Annotated in this window: 16 protein-coding genes; 10 read left to right on the top strand and 6 right to left on the bottom strand. The window is 69.6% G+C overall.

The window, feature by feature from the left end:
• Window positions 1–2 precede the first annotated feature (2 nt).
• From AB0K05_RS14145 to AB0K05_RS14130, 4 genes are all read left to right on the top strand, one after another.
• The gene (locus tag AB0K05_RS14145; RefSeq protein WP_364229307.1) at window positions 3–842 is read left to right on the top strand and encodes a DUF1996 domain-containing protein; all 840 of its coding nucleotides are present in this window, start codon (window positions 3–5) and stop codon (window positions 840–842) included.
• 123 nt (window positions 843–965) lie between these two features.
• Entirely contained in the window at window positions 966–2,090 is a 1,125-nt protein-coding gene (locus tag AB0K05_RS14140) for a class I SAM-dependent methyltransferase (RefSeq protein ID WP_364229305.1), read from the top strand.
• A 36-nt stretch (window positions 2,091–2,126) separates the two neighbouring features.
• Window positions 2,127–2,732 carry a VOC family protein gene (locus AB0K05_RS14135; protein ID WP_148035494.1) on the top strand — a complete coding sequence of 202 codons (606 nt, stop codon included), beginning with the start codon at window positions 2,127–2,129 and terminating at the stop codon, window positions 2,730–2,732.
• A gap of 120 nt (window positions 2,733–2,852) precedes the next feature.
• Window positions 2,853–5,105 (top strand): catalase, encoded by a 2,253-nt coding sequence (locus AB0K05_RS14130; protein WP_364229303.1) that lies wholly within the window; start codon window positions 2,853–2,855, stop codon window positions 5,103–5,105.
• 13 nt (window positions 5,106–5,118) lie between these two features.
• On the opposite strand, the gene AB0K05_RS14125 is transcribed toward AB0K05_RS14130, so the two are convergent.
• From AB0K05_RS14125 to AB0K05_RS14105, 5 genes are all read right to left on the bottom strand, one after another.
• The gene (locus AB0K05_RS14125) at window positions 5,119–5,559 is read right to left on the bottom strand and encodes an ATP-binding protein (RefSeq protein WP_271277623.1); all 441 of its coding nucleotides are present in this window, start codon (window positions 5,557–5,559) and stop codon (window positions 5,119–5,121) included.
• A 106-nt stretch (window positions 5,560–5,665) separates the two neighbouring features.
• Window positions 5,666–6,796, bottom strand: a complete 1,131-nt coding sequence (locus AB0K05_RS14120; RefSeq protein WP_364229300.1) for a monooxygenase — start codon at window positions 6,794–6,796, stop codon at window positions 5,666–5,668.
• 49 nt (window positions 6,797–6,845) lie between these two features.
• The gene (locus AB0K05_RS14115; protein ID WP_271277621.1) at window positions 6,846–7,679 is read right to left on the bottom strand and encodes a carbohydrate ABC transporter permease; all 834 of its coding nucleotides are present in this window, start codon (window positions 7,677–7,679) and stop codon (window positions 6,846–6,848) included.
• The gene (locus AB0K05_RS14110) at window positions 7,676–8,599 is read right to left on the bottom strand and encodes a sugar ABC transporter permease (protein ID WP_364229298.1); all 924 of its coding nucleotides are present in this window, start codon (window positions 8,597–8,599) and stop codon (window positions 7,676–7,678) included. Before AB0K05_RS14110 ends, AB0K05_RS14115 begins: the two co-directional genes overlap by 4 nt.
• Window positions 8,596–9,927, bottom strand: a complete 1,332-nt coding sequence (locus AB0K05_RS14105; protein ID WP_271277619.1) for an extracellular solute-binding protein — start codon at window positions 9,925–9,927, stop codon at window positions 8,596–8,598. The genes AB0K05_RS14110 and AB0K05_RS14105 overlap by 4 nt, the downstream gene beginning before the upstream one ends.
• A 210-nt stretch (window positions 9,928–10,137) precedes the next feature.
• Between AB0K05_RS14105 and AB0K05_RS14100 the strand changes: the two genes are divergently transcribed.
• The 4 genes from AB0K05_RS14100 to AB0K05_RS14085 all read left to right on the top strand — a co-directional run bounded on the left by AB0K05_RS14100 (window position 10,138) and on the right by AB0K05_RS14085 (window position 15,185).
• Complete coding sequence (locus AB0K05_RS14100) at window positions 10,138–11,628, top strand: alpha-N-arabinofuranosidase (protein WP_364229295.1); 1,491 nt, start codon at window positions 10,138–10,140, stop codon at window positions 11,626–11,628.
• A 134-nt stretch (window positions 11,629–11,762) separates the two neighbouring features.
• Window positions 11,763–12,590 carry a hypothetical protein gene (locus AB0K05_RS14095; RefSeq protein ID WP_364229293.1) on the top strand — a complete coding sequence of 276 codons (828 nt, stop codon included), beginning with the start codon at window positions 11,763–11,765 and terminating at the stop codon, window positions 12,588–12,590.
• Window positions 12,587–14,800, top strand: coding sequence for an N-6 DNA methylase (locus tag AB0K05_RS14090; protein ID WP_364229291.1), 2,214 nt, complete (start codon window positions 12,587–12,589; stop codon window positions 14,798–14,800). The genes AB0K05_RS14095 and AB0K05_RS14090 overlap by 4 nt, the downstream gene beginning before the upstream one ends.
• Before the next feature lie 151 nt (window positions 14,801–14,951).
• Complete coding sequence (locus tag AB0K05_RS14085) at window positions 14,952–15,185, top strand: alpha-L-arabinofuranosidase C-terminal domain-containing protein (protein ID WP_364229784.1); 234 nt, start codon at window positions 14,952–14,954, stop codon at window positions 15,183–15,185.
• Here the strand turns inward: AB0K05_RS14085 and AB0K05_RS14080 are convergent.
• The gene (locus AB0K05_RS14080; protein ID WP_364229289.1) at window positions 15,169–18,189 is read right to left on the bottom strand and encodes a BTAD domain-containing putative transcriptional regulator; all 3,021 of its coding nucleotides are present in this window, start codon (window positions 18,187–18,189) and stop codon (window positions 15,169–15,171) included. The genes AB0K05_RS14085 and AB0K05_RS14080 overlap by 17 nt on opposite strands.
• Window positions 18,190–18,684: 495 nt before the next feature.
• On the opposite strand from AB0K05_RS14080, the gene AB0K05_RS14075 reads away from it, so the two are divergent.
• Both AB0K05_RS14075 and AB0K05_RS14070 read left to right on the top strand, forming a co-directional pair.
• Window positions 18,685–19,785, top strand: coding sequence for a ThiF family adenylyltransferase (locus tag AB0K05_RS14075; RefSeq protein WP_271277616.1), 1,101 nt, complete (start codon window positions 18,685–18,687; stop codon window positions 19,783–19,785).
• Entirely contained in the window at window positions 19,782–21,005 is a 1,224-nt protein-coding gene (locus tag AB0K05_RS14070; protein WP_364229286.1) for a hypothetical protein, read from the top strand. Before AB0K05_RS14075 ends, AB0K05_RS14070 begins: the two co-directional genes overlap by 4 nt.
• Window positions 21,006–21,007 lie beyond the last annotated feature (2 nt).

Raw genomic sequence — 21,007 nt, 5'->3', positions numbered from 1 at the left:
CCATGAGACTGTTACGCCTGTTCGCCGTGCTCGCGGTGCTGATGGGTGCGCCGCTGTCGGTCCAGCCCGCCCAGGCCGAACCGGTACGGGTGGCGGAGTTCCTCGCCGACTGCCCCTACAGCCACCGGCTGCCCGACGACCCGATCATCTTCCCCGGCCTGCCCGGCGCCTCCCACATGCACAGCTTCTTCGGCAGCCGGGTCACCAACGCCCACACCACGCTGGCCGACCTGCAGCGCGGCGCCACCAACTGCAACCCGTCGGTGGACAGGTCCTCGTACTGGGTGCCGACGCTCTACCGGAACGGCACGCCGGTCGAGCCGACGATCACCACGTTCTACTACCTCGGCGAGGGCGTGCGGCCTGACGTGACCGCGCGCATCCAGCCGTTCCCCCTCGGGCTGCGGATCGTGGCCGGCAACGCGCGCGCCACCGGGCCCGGCGACTCCACCATCGCCCGCTGGTCCTGCCTGCACGCCGGGCACGTGCCGGCCTCGAAGGACTTCGTCACCTGCCCGCCCGGCACGATGCTGGAGTCGTACCTGGACTTCCCGCAGTGCTGGAACGGGCGCGACCTCGACTCGCCCGACCACAAGAGCCACATGGCCTACCCCGTCGGCGACGACTGCCCGAGCAGTCACCCGGTGCCGGTGCCCAAGCTCCGCCAGGTGCTGCGCTACCCGGTCAGCGGTGACCCGTCCGGGTTCCGGCTGGCCTCGGGCGGCGGCTACACCATGCACGGCGACTTCTTCAACGCCTGGCCGGTCGCCGAGCTGGAGCGCCGGGTACGCGACTGCATCCGGCCGATCATCAAGTGCGGGGCCGACGGCAGGCCGTCGTGACCTCCCCGGGCGGGCCGTCTCCAGCGGCCCGCCCGCCTTGGCCGTTTGGGGATGGTTTGCTGGCGGTAGCGATGGAATAGTCAGGGCAATACCCGCGCAAACGGTCTGCGTTAGGGGTGTGCGATGGTCTCGGCTCGACGGCTGCTCGGCAAGCTGGTCTACGGCTCGCGCTACGACAAGGTGCCCTGGGGGCAGCGGGTCTACGTCCGCCCCGGAGAGCGGCTGATCCGCGAGGCGCAGTGGCGCAGGCTGCTGAGACGCTCGCCGATCGTGGAGCCCGAGGACTACCAGGCACGCATGCCGCTGGGCGAGATCGAGGAGTTCATCGACTGCACGCTCTGCGGCGAGCCGCGCATGCAGCCGCTGTACGAGCCGGTGGGCGAGGACGGCAAGTGGCGCTACCACGTGGTGCGCTGTCCCTCCTGCGGGTTCCTCTACCGCAACCCGAACATCCGTCCCGAGCGGCTCGGCGACCTGTACGCCAAGGGCTACAGCAAGTTCCTGACCGGCAAGTACGCCGCCAACCGGCAGCGCCGCTACCAGCTGACCATGGACGCGTTCTCCCCGGTCTTCGACGACGGCGCCGGGCGGCGGCTGCTCGACTTCGGCTGCGGCGCCGGGCTCTTCCTGGAGCTGGCCGAGCAGCGCGGCTTCGACGCGGTCGGCGTGGACCTGTCGCCCGACTCGGTCGCGCAGGCCAACGAGCGGCTCACCCGGGGACGGGCGTACCTGGGCGCGCCGGAGGACGTGCCGGAGATCGCCGCCGGCGGCTTCGACGTGATCACCCTCTGGTCGGTGCTGGCGCACCTGCCCAGGCCGGTGGACGACTTCCGCCGGTTCCGCGAGCTGCTCGCGCCGGGCGGGGTGCTGATGATCCTCACGGTCAACGCCAACTCGCTGCTGCTCAAGGCGTACGAGTCGGCGTGGAGCGGCTTCACCAAGAACCACCTGATGTTCTACTCGGCCGACACGCTCCCGGTGCTGCTGCGCCGTACCGGCTTCGCGGGGGCGGGCTACGCCCCCTTCTACGGCGACACGATCGAGGCCCGCACCACCAACCTGCCGGAGTCGCTGCGGGCGCGGCTGCGCCGCACGGTCAAGGCCACGGACGGGGGCAACATGCTGCGCGCGATGGCCTTCGCCGACGAGGAGGCGATCACCCGCTGGGCCGGCTCCCGCGAGGTCCGCCGTCTGCGCGCGGAGCCGGCGGCCGCCAAGCCCGCGCCGCTGGATCTCACCGGGACGTGACTACCCGGAGGTAGTTGAAAGGCGTACTGTTGGGCCATGGCTGCAACCCCGGAAACGGTGCACTGGCGTGGCGTCCACCACCTCGCCCTCATCACCGCGGACATGGACGCCACCGTCAGGTTCTGGCACGGCGTCCTGGACGCGCGACTGGTCGCCACCCTGGCCGTGCCCGCATTCAAGCACTACTTCTTCGAGGTCGGCGTCGGCAGCACCATCGCCTTCTTCGAGTACGCCGACCAGGAGCTCGACAGCTTCGCCAAACCGGCCGGCGTCCCGTACGCGAAGGCCGCCCAGTTCGACCACCTCTCCCTGCACCTGCCCGACGAGGACGCGCTGGTACGGATGCGCGACCGGCTCAAGGAGCACGGCTGCGAGGTCACCGACGTCATCGACCACGGCTTCCTGCGCTCGATCTACTTCAGCGACCCCAACGGCATCGCCCTGGAGGCCTCCTGGTGGGCGCTCGACGCGACCGGCAGGCCGGTGGACTACACCGACGAGCGGCTGTTCGCCGACCCCGACCCGGTCCCCGCCGCCCGCGAGCTCCGCGACACCGGCAGGCTGACGCACACGGTCAGCACCCGGCTGGTCGACGGCGTCATCGAGGACCTGCGACGGGAGGGCATCACCCTGGAACGTTGAGGCCCAACACCTGACCGGATTCGCCTGTAAGCACCGTAAACTCCGCGTGGCGACCTCCGGCGTGGGGAAGTCTGCGTACGCCCGGCACCCGGCGACGCAGCCTCACGCCAAGGAGAGACCATGGAGCACCCGATCAAGTCGACCGTGGAGAAGGTCGTCGACGCGGTGACCGGCGGCGGGCCCGCCGAGATCCCCGGCGTCCCCAACAGCGAGCCGCCGTCGCTGGAGGAGCCCACGGAGCCTCGGGAGCCGCTGCCGCCCAAGCCGGACCAGAGCGGGCCGGACACCTTCTCCCCCACCGGCCAGCCCACCGGCGTTCCGCAGGACAAGGTTGCTCAAGGCGGGGCATACCTGACGACCGCCCAGGGGCTCCGGCTGCCCGACACCGACCACTCGCTCAAGGCGGGCCCGCGCGGCCCGGTCCTGCTGCAGGACCACCACCTGCGCGAGAAGGTCATGCACTTCGACCACGAGCGCATCCCCGAGCGCGTCGTGCACGCGCGCGGCGCCGGGGCACACGGCGTCTTCCGGGGCTACGGCGCCGCCTCGAACGTGACCAAGGCCGCCTTCCTCGCCAAGGACGTCGAGACGCCGGTCTTCGTGCGGTTCTCCACCGTGATCGGCTCGCGCGGCTCGGCGGACACCGTACGCGACACGCGTGGCTTCGCGACCAAGTTCTACACCTCCGAGGGCGTCTTCGACCTGGTCGGCAACAACTGCCCGATCTTCTTCATCCAGGATGCGATCAAGTTCCCCGACGTCATCCACGCCGCCAAGTGGCACCCGGACCGGGAGATCCCGCAGGCGCAGACCGCGCACGACACGTTCTGGGACTTCGTCGGCCTGCACACCGAGGGCACCTTCCACACGATCTGGAACATGTCGGACCGCGGCATCCCGCGCTCCTACCGGATGATGGAGGGCTTCGGCGTGCACACCTTCCGCCTGGTGAACGCGGAGGGTGCGACCACGCTGGTCAAGTTCCACTGGAAGCCCAAGCTCGGCGTGCACTCCCTGGTCTGGGAGGAGGCGCAGCTGCTCAACGGCGTGGACCCGGACTTCCACCGGCGCGACCTCTTCGACGCGATCGAGTCGGGCGCCTATCCGGAGTGGGAGCTGGGCATCCAGGTCTTCCCCGACACCCCGGAGCAGATGTTCGAAGGCATCGACCTGCTCGACTCGACGAAGATCGTCCCCGAGGAGCTGGCCCCGGTCCAGCCGATCGGCCTGCTCACCCTCAACCGCAACACGTCCAACTTCTTCGCCGAGACCGAACAGGTCGCCTTCCATGTCGGCCACCTGGTGCCCGGCATCGACGTGACCGACGACCCGCTGCTGGCCGGGCGGTTGTTCTCGTACCTCGACACGCAGATCACCCGGCTGGCCGGGCCCAACTTCCCGCAGATCCCGATCAACCGGCCGCACGCCCCGGTCAACGACATGCTACGGGACGGCTTCCACCAGACGGCCGTGCACCGGGGCGTCGCCCCGTACCGGCCGAACTCGCTCGACGGAGGCTGCCCCTTCACGGCGGGAGCGGCCGAGGGAGGGTACGTCGAGGTGCCCACGCAGGTGTCGGGCCGGAAGGTGCGCGAGGCGCCCGCGTCGTACGCGGACCACTTCAGCCAGGCGCGGCTGTTCTGGCTGAGCCTGACGCCGGTCGAGCGCGAGCACACCATCGCGGCCTACACCTTCGAGCTGGCCAAGTGCTACGAGCAGGCGATCAAGGAGAGGTACCTGCGGGTGCTCGCGAACATCGACCCGGTCCTGTGCGAACAGGTCGCCGAAGGGCTCGGGCTGCCCGCGCCGGCTGGTTCCGAGCCGCTGGCGGACCCGCGGCCCAGCCCGGCGCTGTCCCAGCTCGGGCGGACCTGGCCGGCCGACGGCCGGATCATCGGCATCATCGCCAGCGACGACGACACGGCGGCGGTCGGCGACGTCCGCCAGGCGGTGTTCGAGGGCGGCATGGTGCCGTTGATCATCGCGCCGACGGGCGGCATGCTCGGCGGGACGCTGCCGGTGCAGCGCACCTTCGTCACCGCGCGCTCCGTCGAGTTCGACGCGCTGCTGGTGGCGAGCGCCCCCGCACCGGGCAAGGACGCGTACGGGGCCCGCGACGCGAAGGCGGGCGGCGGTTCGGACGCGGCGGTCGACCCGCGCGTGCTGCTGCTGATCACCGAGGCCTACCGGCACGCCAAGCCGATCGGCGGCTGGGGCACGGCCTCCCAGGTCTTCACCCAGGCGGGCATTCCCACGCAGGCCCCGGGCGTGCTCCTCGGCGACGACGGCCCGACGGTCCTGCGGGAGACACTCCAGCTCCTGGCGGCGCACCGGGTCTGGGACCGCTTCCCCGCCGCGGCCGCCCTGACCTGATCGGGAGAGAAGGTCACGCGGCGCCCGGAGTGCGGGGCAGGGCGAACCAGGTGGCCTTGCCGAGCCGGTCGGGCCAGGTGAGGTAGCGCTGCGGGTGGCAGCCGTAGAAGCCCTCGGACAGGATGGCCACGATGTGCAGCCCACGGCCGCGCTCGTCGCCGCTGCCGGGGGTGCGCGGCGCGGGCAGCGGCGGGCCGCTGTCGACCACCCCGCAGACGATCTCCCTGCGATCGGCGCTCACCGCCATCTCGTACGGCGGATCGCCGTACAGCAGCGCGTTGGTGACGATCTCGCTCATCATCAGCACCGCGTCGTCGACCAGCTCGGGGTCCACGCCGAGCCCTTCCAGCGCCTTCCGGGCGGTGGCGCGGGCCGTGGCCACCGCCTGGGCGTCGCCGGGCAGCGGCCACGCGTCCTGCGAGCGGCTGTGCGGAGCTGGGCGCAGCGTGGTCATGACGGGCCTTTCCCGAGGACGCCGTTTTCAGACTGTACGAAGACAGGAGCACGGCGGGTTGAGTCCCGGGGTGTCGCCTGGGCGTGACATCTTCGTCACGCATGGGTCAGGTGGCCGAGGCGACGGCGATCCCGAGGCACATCTCGTCGGCGGTGCCGTCGCCCCACACCACGTAGCGCGGGTCGAGCTCCCGGAGCTGCGGGATCTTGGCGCGGAGCCCGGCGTCGTGGGTGCAGGTCACCCGGACCACGTCGCCCCGCCCGACCGCGACGGGCTCGGGGAGGGGCCGCAGCGCCTGGTCGTCGAAGTCGTACGCGGGCACGTCGAGCAGGGTCCGCGCCTCCGGCGTGCCGGGGTTGAGCTCCACCTTGATGGCGCGGCCCAGCAGGTGCATGTGACCGGCCATGGCGTGGATCCTGGCCGGCCGTTCCACCGGCAGGTCGCAGTGCTGGGTCGGGCCCGGCTCCGGCCGGCCGCACCGCTGCGCCAGGACGTCGACCTGGTCGAGCGACTTCTCGCCGAACCTGCGGCCGAGATCCCGCACCGCGGCGGCGCGGTCGCAGAGCGGCCCGGACTCCTCGGGCGTGCAGGGCAGCTCGATCGGGGCGGAGAAGAGGGCGGTGTCGAACGGCTGGAGCGCCCGGTCGGTCACCCGCAGCCGGATCCCGGACCGGTCGGTGCCAGGCCGCCCTTCCACGCCGAGCGTGTTGTAGTGGACCTGCATGACGAGCCGGCTGCCCGGCGGCATCGCGTAGCCGTGCGACGGGTCGAGCAGCACCTCGTCGGTGCCGGGCGCCCAGTGGGCCACCCACGCGGCGGCGACCCCGCCGTCGCCGAAGCAGGTGTAGCCCTGGCCGGGCATGCTCTCGTCGAGCCGCTCGGCCTCCGCGACGTGCTCGGGGCCGACCCTGAAGAAGATCGCGTGGTGGACCAGCTCGGTGTTCTGCGGCAGGAACTGGGCGCCGGTCAGGAACACCTGCTCCTCCAGCCCCGGGTCGATGAGGAAGCACCGGTAATCGTCGGTGCCGCCGTTCGGCGGCGCCGGGGTGTACGGCTCGGGCATGCCCAGGGTCATGAACCGCTCGCCGTCGCGCAGCGGCAAGGGCTCGGGGTCGTGCGCGCCGTGCCCCGCGTGGCCCGTGCCGGGCTCGTACGGGCTCGTCGTGGCCGTCGCGCCGCAGGCGGCCAGCAGCACGGCCGCGGCCAGGGCGGACGCCGTACGGGTCAGTCGCGTCATGCCTCCACCCTGGCCCATGGGGCCGCGCCGGGCACCCCCTAAAGAGGAGCTACTGACCCCCCAGCCCGGTGTGCGCGACGCCGCGTACGATCTGCCGCTGGAACAGCACGAACACCACCATCAGCGGCAGTCCGGCGAGCACCACCGAGGCCATGATCTGCGCGTACCGGAGGCCGAAGGTGCCCTGCACCACGTTGGCCAGGCCGACCGGCAGGGTCATCGTGTTCGGGTCGGTGGACACCAGGAACGGCCAGAGGAAGTTGTTCCACGTGGTGATGAACGTGAAGATCGACACCGCGGCCAGCACCGGCCGCGAGAGCGGCAGCACGATCGTGAAGAACACCCGCCAGCGGCCGGCCCCGTCCACGAACGCGGCCTGCTCCAGCTCCGGCGGCACGTCCTGGAAGAACTTGTACAGGATGAAGACGATCAGCGGCGCCGCCACCTGCGGCAGGATGATCGCCCACCAGGTGTCGACCAGCCCGAGCGCCACCATCTCGGCGAACAACGGCGCGATGAGCACCTGCGGCGGCACCATGATCCCGGCCAGGATCAGCCCCAGCAGCGCCCGCTGCCCCTTGAACTGGGTGCGCGCGAACCCGTACGCGGCCATCGCCGAGAAGAGGACGGTCAGGAACGTGACGATCACCGCGGTCACCGTGGAGTTGACGGCCCACGTGATGATGCCGCCGGTGCCCAGCACGAGCTCGTAGGCGTCGAGCGTGACGGTGCTGCCGAACCATTCCAGCGGCAGCTTCGTGGTCTCGTCCTCGGGCTTGAGCGAGGTGGCCACCGCCCAGGCGATCGGGGCGATCCAGATGACGGCCAGCACCGCGGCGACCACCAGCAGGACGAGCTGGCTCACGCTGAACCGCTTGGTCATGAGGAGACCTCCGCGCGCTTGCGGAACAGCCGGAGCTGCACCAGGGAGACGATGACGATCAGGACGAAGAGGATGTAGGAGACGGCTGACGCGTAGCCGATGCGGTAGCCGGTGAAGCCGACGTCGTAGGCGTACTCGATGATCGGCCGGGTGGCGTCCTCGGGCCCGCCGCCGGTCATGAGGTAGATCTGGTCGAACACCTTGAGCGAGGCCAGCAGCTGCAGCACGACGATCAGCGCCGTCGTACGGCCGAGCATCGGCAGCGTGATCGACCTGAGCTTGTCCCAGGCGGACGCCCCGTCGATGGCGGCGGCCTCGTACAGGTGCTGCGGGATCGACTGCAGGGCTGCCAGGTAGAGCAGGAAGTTGAAGCCGACCGTCCACCAGACGGTGGTGAGCACCACCGACCACATGGCCGTGCCGGGGTCGCCGAGCCACAGGATGTCGGTGCCTAGCGTGCCGTTGAGCAGGCCGTACTCGGGCGGGTAGATCATCTGCAGCCACAGGATCGACACCACGGCCGAGGGCAGCAGGAAGGGGCCGAAGAACGACAGCCGCCACAGCCACTGCACGAACCGCAGGTTGTGCACCAGCAGGGCCAGGCCCAGGCCGAGGAGCACCAGCGGGACCGTGCTGAGCACGGTGAAGACGAGCGTGTTCCACAGCGAGCGCCACATGCGCGGGTCGCCGAACGCCTCGGCGTAGTTGGAGAAGCCGACGAAGCGGTCGTTGCTGCCGGCGATGTTGACGTCGGTGAAGCTCATCCGCAGGCCGAGCAGCGTCGGCCAGACGAGGAACGCGACGTAGACCAGCAGGAAGGGCGCGACGAACAGCAGCCCGTGCTGCGTCCAGCTCCGCTTCACCTGGGCCTTGGCGGCGGGGGCTGTGGTGGCGGGGGCGGCGACGGTGGTCGTCATCATCGCTCCTCGGCGGGGAAGGGGTTCGGGGCGGACATCAGCCGGCTCAGCGCCGCCTTGGCGTTGGCCAGCCCCTCTTCCGGCGTGCGTTCACCGCTGATGACCGGGGAGAACGCGCCGCCGAACTCGATCCACAGCCGGGAGGCCGAGCCGGTGTACCAGACCTGGGGGTCGAGGGCGACGTCGGTGATGACGGAGCGGTACTCCGACTGCGGCTGGAGCGCCAGGTAGTCGGGCTCCTGGAGTGCGGGCAGGTAGGAGGGCACGTGGCCGGCCACCGCCCAGTCGGCGCTGTTCTTCACCAGGTAGGCGATGAACTGGTAGGTCGCCCGTTCCACCTCGGGGTCGCGGTCGCGCTGGTGCGGCAGCACGAACACGTGGCAGTCGGCCTGGGCGGCGCCGCTGCCGAACACGCTGGGGAAGCGCGTCATGCTGAACGGCGTCTTGCGCTCCTTCAGGCCGGTGACCTCCCAGTCGCCGTTCCACAGGAACGCGGCCTCGCTGTTGGTGAACTTGGCCACCGAGGCGCCGTAGTCGGTGGTGGGGTCGCACAGCCCTTCCTCGCCGAGCCGGCGCATGAACCGCAGTGCTTCCAGCGCCTTCTGGTCGTCGATGGTGACCTGGCCGCCGTCCTCCGAGAGCAGGGTGCCGCCGCTCTGCGGGTAGAGCGAGTACCACACCCGCCAGGGGCCGACGGTGCCGAGGCCGAGCGCGTCGAAGACCAGCGGCGGCTTGCCGCCGAGCACCTCCTTGGCCTTACGGAGCTGCTCCAGGAGCTGGTCGGCGCCGGTGGTGGGTTGCAGCTTGCCGTCGGCGCCGAGCAGGCCGGCCCGCCCGCAGAGGTCGGTGTTGTAGTACTGCACCATCGGGTGCGCGTCGAACGGCACCGCGTACAGCGTGCCCTGGTAGTGGGCGCGTTCCCAGATGGGCGGGCTGAAGTCGGCCGCCCGGAGGCCGACCTCGGCCAGCAGGTCCACGTTGATGGGGTCGAGGAGCTCGCCCGCGCCGATGCCGGCGAGCCTGGCCAGGTGGAAGGTCGCGACGTCGGGCGACCGGCCGCCGGCGCCCGCCATGGCGATCTTCGTGTAGTACGGCTCGCCCCAGGCGAGCACGTTCTCCTCGACGAAGACGCCGGGGTTGTCCCGGGCGAACGCGCCGACCATCTGGTTCATGATGATGCCGTCGCTCGCGCCGAGGAAGTGCCAGTACTTCACGCGGGTCTGGGACGAACCGAGTCCCACGGGGATGGCGCAGCCGGAGGCGGCGGCGCCGAGGAGGGCAAGGCTTCCGCCGAGCAGGTGCCGGCGGGTGATGGCTGGGGGGTCTTGCACAGTGGCCTCTTCCTTCGCCGAGGAATGTTCTCGCTAACACCAAAGGGCACTGGGGGTGGCTATGGGTCATGTTTCGGCGGGGTTACCCGAGTGTTAGCGGTAACAAGCACGCTGTCAAGGTTTGTGCGGCAAGCGCTTGCCGCGCCCTTGACCTCGCGGGTTGATAACGCTAACAATCTCTGGAGCACCACCAACCGCGAGGAGCCCCCCGTGCACGACGCCCGCCTCACGATCGATCCCGCGTTCCGGGTGGCGCCGGTGCGGCGCCGGACCTTCGGCACCTTCGTCGAACACCTGGGCCGGTGCGTCTACACCGGCGTCTACGAGCCGGACCACCCGGGCGCCGACGAGGACGGCTTCCGCCGCGACGTCCTCGACCTCACCCGCGAGCTGGGCGTGAGCACCGTCCGCTACCCCGGCGGCAACTTCGTCTCCGGCTACCGCTGGGAGGACGGCATCGGCCCCAAGGAGAGCCGCCCCCGCCGGCTCGACCTGGCCTGGCACAGCACCGAGACGAACGAGGTCGGGGTCGACGAGTTCGTGCGCTGGTGCCGCAAGGCGGAGGTCGAGCCCATGATGGCGGTCAACCTCGGCACCCGCGGCATCGCCGAGGCGCTCGACCTGCTGGAATACTGCAACCACCCGTCCGGCACCGCGCTGTCCGACCTGCGCGCCGCCAACGGCGCCAAGGAGCCGCACGACATCCGGATGTGGTGCCTCGGCAACGAGATGGACGGCCCCTGGCAGACCGGCCACAAGACCGCCCGCGAGTACGGCCGGCTGGCCGCCGAGACCGCCAGGGCCATGCGCATGGTCGACCCCGGCCTGGAGCTGGTCGCGTGCGGCAGCTCCGGCTCGACCATGCCGACGTTCGGCGCGTGGGAGTCGACCGTGCTGGAGGAGACGTACGACGTCGTCGACTTCATCTCGTGCCACGCCTACTACGAGGAGAAGGACGGCGACCTCGGCAGCTTCCTGGCCTGCTCGACCGACATGGAGTACTTCATCCGTTCGGTCGTCGCCACCGCCGACTCCGTGGGGGCCCGGCTCAAGTCGCGCAAGCGGATCGACATCTCGTTCGACGAGTGGAACGTCTGGTACCTGTCGCGCTTCCAGGCGGCCGAGCCGCCGCGGGACTGGCCGGTGGCGCCGCCGCTGCTGGAGGACCACTACCACCTGGCGGACGCGGTGGCCTTCGGCGGGCTGCTCATCACCCTGCTGCGCAACAGCGACCGGGTGACGGCCGCCTCGCTGGCCCAGCTCGTCAACGTGATCGCGCCGATCATGACCGAGCCGGGCGGGCGGGCCTGGCGGCAGACCACCTTCCACCCGTTCGCCCAGGCCAGCCGGCACGCGGCCGGCGACGTGCTGCGGGTCGAGCCGGTCTCTCCCCTGTACGAGACCGCCCAGTACGGGGAGGTGCCGCTGCTGCACGCGGTCGCCACCCACGGGGACGAGGGCGTCACGATCTTCGCCGTCAACCGGGCCACGGACGGGCCGCTCTCGCTGGAGATCGACGCCCGCGCCCTCGGCGGCGCGCGCATCACCTCCGCCACCACCCTCACCGGCCCGGACGTCTACGCCCGCAACACGGCCGACGACCCCGACCAGGTGGCCCCGCGCCCCAACGAGAACGTGGAACAGGACCCGATGCGCGTCCTCCTCCCCCCGGTGAGCTGGAACGTCATCCACCTGTCCTGAAGACCTTTCCAACCCGCACGTACGTGTGCACGCTGGTGGAGATGGGTGGCCTCCTCGATCTCCGCCAGCGGCGTATGCGATCGAGCTTCTCTCCAGGGTTAACAGTTTTTGTAGCGGCAATACACTTGTTTAAGATGGTCGCATGGCTGTACCCTGGTGGCACAGTGAAAGCCTTCCGAGGCGGGATTCATAACGGCTACTGGTCAGGAAAAGCCGTGCCCCGGGCGGCATGCAGAGCAGAGGCGGACCCGGGGCTTACGAAACTCAGCATACCCGAGGCGCCGCTGCACGTCAGCCATGACTTCGGAGGGGCCGCCTTGCATACCGAACTGCCCGGATGGGTTGAGCGGGTGATCTCCGTACCGCGCTTCGCCCCTTATCTCGGCGCGCTCTCGGGTGATCGTCTGATCGCATGGGACTTGTACCAGTGGAACGTCCAGGTCTCCGAAGCGTTCTACGGGCCGCTGCACTGCCTGGAGATCTGCCTGCGCAACGCCGAACACGACCGGCTGCGGACCCGGTTCGGGACGGACGAATGGTGGCGGGTGGCTCCTTTGCACGAGTCCGAGACGGCGAAGGTCGCCACGGCGAAGCAGAAGCTGGCCAGGAAGGGCGTCAGCTTGCCCTCCGCTGATGACGTGGTCACCGAGCTGTCGTTCGGCTTCTGGGTATCGCTCCTGAGCCGGAAATACGATCGGCACTTGTGGGTCCCGGCCTTGCACCGGGCGTTCCCGCGCTATTCGGGCAGGAGAGAGTCTCTACGTGACAGTCTGCAGACTATGGTCCTCCTGCGAAATCGCATCATGCATCATGAGCCGATCCATCACCGGCATCTGGCAGCGGACCATGCCAAGATTTACAAGTTGCTGGCCTACGTGGAGCCGCAGTTCGTCGGCTGGCTGCGAGCCTTTGACCGGGTGCCGGAGGTGCTGACCCGCCGACCCGTGGGGACGAGACCTTGACCTCTCCGCAGGGTTTCGTCTCCCGGGCCGAGATCGCGCGACTGGCTCAGGTGAAACGCCCTGCCGTGAGCAACTGGGAGCGCCGTCACAAGGAATATCCCCGGCCGCGACTCGTCGAAGGAGAGCAACTGTTCTTGGTCGAGGCCGTACTGGAGTGGCTCGACCAGCGCAGGATCCCGAGCAACGCGCTCCTGGCGGATGAGCGGCCAGGCGCGACCTTCGGCGAACGGTTTCGCAGGAATCTCGCGAGCCCTGCAGCACAGCTCCCGCAAGCCCGTCCTGCATTCAGGAGCGAACTCCCCACGACAGCCGACTTGTGGCGGACGCTAGAGCGGCTGAGAGGGACCTACGACATCGTCCGTTACCGCGATCTGGTGCTCAGCCTGATCTATACGCGAGCGCAGGATCGAGTTGAGTGGTCAGACGTCCTCGCAGGCAGCCGAGGTGACGCAACCGCACGGACGACCCCCATCGTCAGCAAGCTCAGAACTGGTGACACGGCCCTCAACGTGGACACGAACATCTCCGCGGAGCTCGTCGAGTTCGCCGACACCGCGGTTGGTGAACTGGGCGGCGCTGGAGCTTTTCGCGCTCTGCTGGATCGTTTCGCCATGTTGGAGCGCAAACGTGGCGGGGAGTTCTACACGCCTCCGTCCGTCGTCCGCGTTCTGGTGGACGTTCTCGCCGCCGAGGCGCCTGGGGAGATCTACGATCCATGCTGCGGCTCGGGGGAAATCCTGCTCACCGCGGCCCTTCAAACCCCGGGCCTCACCGTCCACGGCGACGCCCTCAATGCCGAGGCCCTGGTCCTGGCCAAGATGAACATGGCGCTGCACGGTGTCGACGCCAAGCTAGGCAGTCAGTCGATCGACGTCCTGAGCCGTCCCGATCAAGCCTTGTCCAGCTATTCCTATATCGTCGCGAACCCTCCATTCGGCATACGCGACTGGTCGCGGGAAGATCCGGCGTTGAACAGGTCCTGGCTCTACGGACCGCCGCCTCGAGGCAACGCGGACTTCGCCTGGCTGCAGTTGGTGCTGGAGCGGCTAGAGCCAGGTGGGCGTGCCGCGGTCGTCATGCCGGCCGGAGCCGCCTTCCGTGGAGGACGCGAGCGCGTGATCCGGCAGGCCATGGTGGCGGACGGCTGCATCGAGTCAGTCATTGCACTGCCTCCGATGCTCTTCTACGGCACGGCGATCGGCGCCACTATCTGGGTCCTGCACCGCTCTACGCACCCCCGGCAGGAGCTTCTCTTGGTGGACGCCACAGGGCTGGGCCGGTTGTCACAACGTGCTCGGCGAGAGTTTTCTGAGGAGGACCACGAGGCGATTCGGGATGTTCTCGCCAACTGGCGTGCGGGTGTGGTTCCGGCTCGCGAGGCGTTGCCCACCGCCGTCGTGACGGCTGAGGAACTGAGCAGCAGCGACTACGACCTCACGCCCGGCAAGTACGCCATCAGGAAGCCCGCCGCCAGTACGGACGACTGCCGTCAAGACATCGCAACGCTGCTCCGTGAGCTGGATCGTCTACAGGAACAGGCGGCGAGGGCCGACTTGGCGATGGACCAGGTGATCAGGCGAGCTCAGATCCTCGAATCCCCGTTCGGCGAGTTGCCGCCGGGCTGGCGCGAAGTGACCCTCGTCGACATCAGCGAGCTTACTTCGGGCCCCTTCACCCGTTTCACCCGCGCCTCGGACGACGGTTCTGTGGGCGTCGTCAAGCCACGCAACCTCGATGGCGGGCGTATCTCAGGAACCTTTGACCGAGTAGATGAGGACACTGCCGGCAAGCTGGCGAACTATCGGCTCGCGGAGGGTGACATCGTCTGCACGCGGACAGGAACGTTCGGTCGGCACGCCCTGGTGACCTCCGCGCACGAAGGGTGGATATGTGGAACAGGGCTGATCAGGATTCGTCCAAGAGAGGCAGTCGACCCGCAGTACCTGAGCGACTATCTGAGCTCCCCATGGGTGCTTGACTGGTTGACTCGCAATTCCGCCGGGAGCGTGCTTCCCAGCATCAACACTCGCGTTCTGGGAACCCTGCCTGTGGTGCTTCCTCCTGCGGAGGTGCAGGGGACGATAGGCCGTACCCTCCATGCCTTGAGCGACAAAATCACCGCGCATGAACAGATCGCACGGACTACGGTGGCGCTCCGGAACGCGCTGTTTCCTCTCCTGACCTCGGGGAGAGTCATCCCACCCGAGTGATACGGCATCAGCTCGTGTCGAATGGCGGTCAGCGCCTCGACCGTCCCTGCTCTGTCTTCCCCAAGAAGGGGTGTCTCTCAGGGAGAGGGCTTCGGGAGAGGACGTATCAGCTTGAGATAGGTGCGGTGCTCTCTCGTACGACAAGGTCACGATCTTCGCCGTCAACCGGGCCACGGACGGGCCGCTCTCGCTGGAGATCGACGCCCGCGCCCTCGGCGGCGCGCGCATCACCTCCGCCACCACCCTCACCGGCCCGGACGTCTACGCCCGCAACACCGCCGACGACCCCGACCAGGTGGCCCCGCGCCCCAACGAGAACGTGGAACAGGACCCGATGCGCGTCCTCCTCCCCCCGGTGAGCTGGAACGTCATCCACCTGTCCTGACGGTTTCGAGCAGCGCCGTGAGCTCCTTCACCTCGGTGTGGTTGTCGAGCTGCGCGAAGAGCCGCCGGGCCGCGCTCCAGGCCGTACGGGCCTGGTCCGGATCGGCGGCCGCGTGCAGGGCGCCGAGGGACTTGAGGGTCTGCGCCTCGTGGAAGGGGCTGGCGAGCTCGCGCCAGATCTCGAGGGCGGCGACGGTGTGGGCGACGGCGAGAGCGTGGTGGCCCTCGGCCGCTTCGAGCTCGCCGAGCGCGCCCAGCGACGTGGCCTCCTGGAATCGCGCCCTCCACCGGCGGGCCAGCCGGATGCTCCGGCCGAGCACGTCCCTGGCTCGCGGGTCGCGCAGCTTGACGTAGGTCATGCCGAGGTGCGGCAAGATGGTGATCTCGTCGCTGAGGCTCCGGAGCGAACGGGCCAGCGTCACGCCGCGCGTGAAGTGCGCCTCGGCCTCGACGAGACGACCCTCTTCCCGCCGTACGATCCCGAGCAGGCTGTGGATCCGGCACAGCTGCGACGGGAGGGGCACGTCCTCGGCCAGTCGCAGACTGGCCTCCAGGTGGACGCCGGCCCGCTCGGAGTCTCCCAGGACCCGGTGGCCGTACCCGAGCTGCCACTCGGCCTCGACCTGACCGAGCACGTAGCCGGCGTCCCTCGCCTTCGCCAGTGTCGCGTCGAGGTAGGCCACGGCCTTGCCGGGCTCTCCCCGGACCAGGAACGCGGTGCCGGCGAGGATCCGGGCGTCGACCTCGCCGTGGACGTCGCCCAAGCTCTCGAAGAGCGCGACCGCGGAGAGGGCGTGCTCCAGTGCCTCGTCCTCGGCGTGCCGGGGCCCCATGCGCAGGCACTCGGTGAGGTCGCGCAGCATGAAGGCGCGGCCGCGGGCGTCCCCGGCCCGCTCGCAGACCTCCAGCGCGAGCCGGCTGGTCGACTCCCAGTCGTCGTAGTAGTCGTGCAGCTCGAAGAAGTTGACGGTCGCATCGGCGAGCTGCCAGCACAGGTCGTGCGCGCCGAGCGCGGCGGCCTGCGCCACCGCGGCCCGGAGCGCGCCTCTTTCCGCCTCGAACCAGGCGCAGGCATCGGAGATCCGGACGTGCGGCTCGTGCGTCACGCCTTCGGCCGGGAGCGTCGGGAAGACCCTGCCGGGCAGCCCGGTGTCGGCCCGCCGGGCGAGGACCAGCCAGCCGCCGAGCGCGCGGGTCACGGCCGCGTGGATCTCGTGCGGGGCGGCCTCGGCGTCGGCGCGGTCGCGGGCGTGCAGGCGGATCAGGTCGTGGAAGCGGTAACGGGACTGGCCGGCGGTGTCGACGCCCGCGACGGTGAGGAGGTTGGCGCTCAGCAACTCGCCGAGGCTGCGCTCGGCCTCCTCCGGGGACGTGTCGAGCACGGCCGCGGCGACCCAGCCCGCGAAGTCGGGGGTGTGCAGCACGCTGAGCAGGTAGTAGAGGCGCCGGGCCGGGGGCGACAGTGCCGTGTAGCTCAGCCCGAGCGAGGCCCGTACGGTGAGGTCCCCGACCGAGAGCTCGTCGAGGCGGCGTCGCTCGTCGCGCAGGAGATCGGCGATGCGGGCGAGGGGCCAGTCGGGCCGGGAGGCCAGGCGCGCCCCCGCGGCACGGACGGCGAGCGGCAGGTGGTCGCAGAGCCGGACGATCTCGCTCGCCTCCGAGGGCGCGGCCCGCACCTGCTCCGGCCCCGTGATCCGGGCCAGCAGCTCGATCGCCTGGGCGGGCCGGAAGACGTCCAGATGCAGGTGCCGGACGCCGGCCAGGCCCACCAGCCGGGGACGGCCGGTGATCAGCACGCCGCAGGTGCCCGACCCCGGCAGCAGGGGGCTGACCTGCGATTCGTCGGCCACGTTGTCGATCACCACGAGCATCCGCTTGCCGGCCAGGAGCGACCGGTAGAGGGCCGTGCGGTCGCCGGCCGACTCCGGGACGGCGGCGCCTGCGACGCCGAGGGCGCGCAGCATCGACTCCAGCGCCCGGCCCACGGCGGTGCGGTCGTCGGCGCCGGAGAAGCCGACGTAGAGCTGGCCGTCCGGGAACGCGCCCGCGAGCTGATGCGCCACGTGCAGGGCGAGCGTGGTCTTGCCGACCCCGCCCATACCGGAGATCGCGCAGATCGTCAGCGCCTGGCGCCTACCGGGGGACAGGGCGTCCCTGAGCGTCGCCACCTCGTCGTCCCGGCCGGTGAAGTCGGCGACCGTGGGCGGGAGCTGACGAGGCACCACAGCGCCTCCCGTCGACGGCCACGCGCCCGGCCTCGCGGGCAGGTCGATCCGCTCGTCGCCGCGGAGTATCGCCTCGTGCACGCGGCGCAGCACGGGGCTCGGTTCAAGCCCCAGCTCGTCCGCGAGCAGGTCGCGGACGGCGGCGTAGGTCTCCAGGGCCTCGGTCTGACGGCCGGACCGGTAGAGGGCGAGCATGAGGAGGGCGTGCAGGCTCTCCTGGTAGGGGTGGGTCTTCGCCACCTCGCGCAGCTCGGCCACCGCCTCCGCGTGCCGCCCGAGGGCCAGCTCGGTCTCCGCCCAGCGTTCGTGGACGGTGAGCCGGAGTTGTTCGAGGGACAGCGCCTCCTCCGCGATCGGCCCGGAATCGAGGAATTCCGCGAACGCGGGCCCCCGCCACAGATCCAGGGCGCGCCGGAAACAGCGACCGGCGGATTCGTGGTTTCCTCCGTCGAAAGCCGCCGACCCCTCCGCCGCGAGTTTCCGGAACTGCGCCGCGTCCACCTCGCCGTGGGTGACGAGCAGGTATCCTTCCGGCTTTCTCAGCAGTCGTTCCGCGCCCAGTTGGACGCGGAGCTGATGCACGTACGACTGGAGATTGCTGCGCGCCGAGACCGGCGGCCGATCATTCCACAGAACGGTGGACAGGAAATCGCTGGAGACCGGCTGGTCGGCCCTGGAGATGAGACCGGCGAGCAGCATACGTAATTTCCGGGCGTTGCCGAGAAAGTGGTGCCGGCCGTCCTGGATCACCTGGAGTGGGCCTAGGATCTCGAAACGCATCCAGTGTCGCTCCGCCCTGGACATTCATAGAGGAGATCGCCGGCAGTGATCTGCCGCTCGGTCATGCTCGCTGGGGGGTGCGGCTCGACGGGTTGGCGTGCCGATTTTAGGTCGTCGCCGTGCCGGGCGCAAAGGGCTTTCCGGACGTGTCCGGAAGGTCGTGATCTACCTGCCCGTTCGTGGGGACGGCCTGTTCGGTGGCCGCTCCGCCGCCGTCACGTACCCGCCACCGTCGGTGATGTAGCGCGGCCATGGCAGCGGTTCGTAGATTCTGGACATCCTTACGGATTCAATTCGACGGCGCCGGAAAACACCGGGAGGTGAACATGGAGAAGCAGAAGAAGGAGACCAAGAAGCTTGAGCTCAAGGTCCGCAAGCTGGAGAAGATCGAGACCACCGTTATCCGCGAGCACTTCAGTGCGTGAACCCGGATGACGTGCCGGAGCCGATCGAGCCGCGATCGGCTCCGGCCTTCTATGGAGAAAGAGTGCGTTCATGCGGAAGCCTCGTCTGAAACACGTTCATCTGCCCACGGTCTTCCCGGACGGCCGGATAAGAATCAGTCTCGGTCAGTACGGCGTGGCCACGGAGTTGCAGGACGACGCCGAGGGAAGCATCGCGCGGATCCTCACCCTCATGGACGGCACCCGGGACATCGAGCAGATCTGCGCCGACTTCGTGGCGGACAGCCCGGAGGTGGAGCGGGAGAACGTCCGCGAGATCGTCGAGGCGCTCATCTCCGAGGGGTTCATCGAGGACGCCGAGGCGGAGCCTCCCGCCAATCTCTCCGCAAGGGAGCTGGAGAGGTACGCGCGCGCCCGCCATTTCTACTCCTGGATCGACACCGTCCCGCGGGAGTCCCCCTACACCGTCCAGTCGAAGATCAAGCAGGCCAAGGTTGGTCTGCTCGGCGTGGGCGGCACCGGATCCGCCGTCGCGGCCGGGCTGGTGGCGAGCGGCATCGGCGCCCTTCACCTGGCCGACTTCGACGACGTGCAGGAATCCAACCTGACCCGGCAGCTCCTCTACACCGAGCAGGACATCGGCGAGTCCAAGGTCGAGCGGGCGGTCGCCCGGCTGCGCGCGATGAACAGCCTGGTCAAGGTGACGGGCAGCGAACTCAAGGCGACCGGGACCGACGACATAGCTGCGTTGATGGCGGACTGCGACGTGTTCGTGCTCTGTGCCGACGAGCCGGATCCGGACATAAAGATCTGGACGAACGAGGCGGCACTGCGTACCGGGACGCCGTGGTTCGTCAGTTTCTACGGGGGGCCGATGGCGGTGGTCGGCTCCTTCCACCCGGGCGAGACCGGGTGCTGGCGCTGCATGCGCGGTGACGAGGACCGGAAGAAGCAGGCCACCGGGCAGCGGGATCTCATCACCCACGAGTCGTGGCCCAACGCGGTGATCGCCGCCAGCGCCAACATCAGCGGTCACCTGTGCGCGCTGGAGATCATCTACCACCTCGGCGGCCTGAGCACCCAGGCGCGCGGCCGGATGTTCCACTGGAACTTCGCGGTGTGGGACCACGTCTACGCCGTGGACGTGGTCCGCCAGGACGACTGTCCCGCCTGCGGCCCGGCCGGCGGATGACCGTCGACACGACCGGCACCGTCCGGCTGCGTCCGCTCAGCATCCAGGCGGACGACGACCCGGACGGTGTCATCGTCGGGCGGCCGGAGCTCGGCGAGTTCGTCAGCCTGCCCGCCCTCTACGGCGAGGCGATCCGCCTGCTCGGCGACGGCCTCCCGATCGGCGTGGTCCAGCGCAGGATCGAGGACGAGCACGACGTCGAACTCGATGTCGTGCAGCTCGTTGAGGCACTGGTCGACCTCGGCTTCGTGGCCCGGCTGAACGGCGCGGACCTGCCGGATCCGGCCGGGCAGGCCCCGCCGGCTCACCTGCCCTGGCTGGCCGAAAGGCACGTCCGGTGGCTCTTCGGCCTCCCGATGCGGGTGCTGTGGGCGGTCGTGGTCGGCGCGGCGCTCGTCACCCTGTTCGGCCGGCCTGATCTGGTCCCGGTGTACCAGGACTTCTTCTGGAGCGACTACGTCGGACTGACGACGCTGGTCAACACGGCGATGTTCTCGGTGGTGATCAGCCTGCACGAGCTGATGCACCTGGCGGCCGCGCGGTCGCTCGGCACCCCGGCGCGCATCGGGTTCGGCACCCGGCTGCACAACCTGGTCGTGCAGACGGACGTCACCGCGATCTGGTCGGTGCCGAGGCGCTCGCGTTACCGCGTCTACCTGGCCGGGACCGCCTGCGACCTCTTCCTCTTCGCGATCCTCATGCTCGTGCTCGCCCACGCGAACCCGCCTGAGGGAGCCGCGGCGTTCCTGCGGACCCTCGCGCTGGTCATCATGCTGAGCGTGCCGATACAACTGCACGTCTACATGCGGACCGACTTCTACTTCGTGCTCGCCGACCTCCTGCGCTGCCGCAACCTGTTCGGCGACGGGCTCGACTACGCCCGCTACCTGCTCCGCCGAGTGGTCACCGTCGTGAAGCGGGCGCGACCACCCGCCGACCCGAGCGCCGAGCTGTCGGCCCGCGAACGGCGAGCGGTGCGGATCTACGCGGTGCTGCTCGTGCCCAGCGCGGCCATCGCCCTCGGCATGTTCGCGGTCTACACCCTGCCGATCATCGTGACCGCCCTCTTCCGCGCCCTGGTGGCCGTCTGGGAGAGCCTGAACGGCGGGCCGGTGCTGCTGGGCGTCGACGGCGGCCTCTTCCTGCTCGTCGAGGGCGGTATCCAGACGCTGTTCCTGGTCACCTTCGTCAAGTCGCACCCCCACTGGTTCCGCCGCTGAGG

This window comes from Nonomuraea sp. NPDC049486 (genome assembly GCF_040676925.1).
Taxonomy (GTDB): domain Bacteria; phylum Actinomycetota; class Actinomycetes; order Streptosporangiales; family Streptosporangiaceae; genus Nonomuraea; species Nonomuraea ferruginea.
Note: the sequence above shows the minus strand (reverse complement) of the source record. Positions and strands in the feature narration are given on the sequence as shown.